Origin of the sequence: Ralstonia sp. TCR112, from assembly GCF_007997035.1 — a bacterium.
Taxonomy (GTDB): domain Bacteria; phylum Pseudomonadota; class Gammaproteobacteria; order Burkholderiales; family Burkholderiaceae; genus Ralstonia; species Ralstonia edaphi.
Map to the genome: position 1 here is coordinate 1 of NZ_VOSS01000280.1, position 1,036 is coordinate 1,036.

Sequence of the window (1,036 nt, forward strand, 5' to 3'; positions counted from 1 at the left end):
TGGCTCATCCCGACGCGATTTCTGCATTGCCATGGCGCTGTTGCACGGCCGGGCCCATCGTCGCAGCTACTGATTCGCGCCAGAACCCGCCGCGGCAATCCGCCACGGCTGGCTCGGTCTGGTGCTTTATCTGCCGATCTGCATTGCTGCAGCCGCGGTCATTCACCATTACCTGTTGCGCGCGATGGCCCGACACTTCGCGGCCGAACGCAGCCTTGCCGAGCGCGCCAACACCGACCACCTGACCGGCATGCTCGCGCGCAGCGCTTCTTCGAACTCGGCAGCTTCGCGGTCGAGCGCGCGCAGCATCATGGCGAGCCGCTGTGCGCGCTGTACCTCGACGTCGATCACTTCAAATCCATCAACGACACGTGGGGACACGCCGCCGGTGACGAAGCGCTCGTCGCACTCTCTGATGCGCTGGCGGGCGTGCTGCGTCCGGGCGACCTGTTCGGCCGTCTGGGTGGCGACGAATTCGCCGTGCTGCTACCCGGCTGCGGACTGACCGGCGCGCTTGCCGTGGTGGACCGGCTCAAGACTGCGGTGGCTGTCACGCAAACGCCCGTGGGGCCGCTGACTGTAAGCGCAGGGGCCGCACCGCTGCGCCCCGGGCAAGACCTTGCGCGCCTGCTGGCCGATGCCGATCTCGGCCTGATGGAAGCCAAGCGTCAGGGTCGCAACCGCGTGTGTGTATCGACTGACGCCGACCCGGCGGCAGCGCTGCGGCCGTAGCGCAGGCACGCTATGTGCGGCGCAGCATCCGTGTTGTCTGCACGGAGAAACCCATGGAGTGGCTCAACGCCCACACCTTCCTGCGCGTGCCGGCCCGCGATTGGGCCGCCGCCACGTTGACTGTCATCGCGGCGTATGCAGTGCTGTCAAGCGTGTTGCGCCTGATCTGCAACCGGCTTGATGCGCGCGCCCGCCGTACCGGCCATCGCTTTGACATTCTCGTCACCGCGGTGCTGCGCGATACGCATCCGCTGTTCATCGCGCTGGCCGCCTTGCTTGCCGGGTCGTACTTCATCGATCTGCC

The 1,036-nt window shown here is 67.1% G+C and carries 2 pseudogenes; both read left to right on the forward strand.

The annotated features are described in order from the left end of the window. Positions 1 to 732: pseudogene (locus FUT88_RS25965) on the forward strand (GGDEF domain-containing protein); the annotation flags it as partial. A 53-nt stretch (positions 733 to 785) separates the two neighbouring features. Continuing rightward, a pseudogene (locus FUT88_RS25970) lies at positions 786 to 1,036 on the forward strand (mechanosensitive ion channel family protein); the annotation flags it as partial.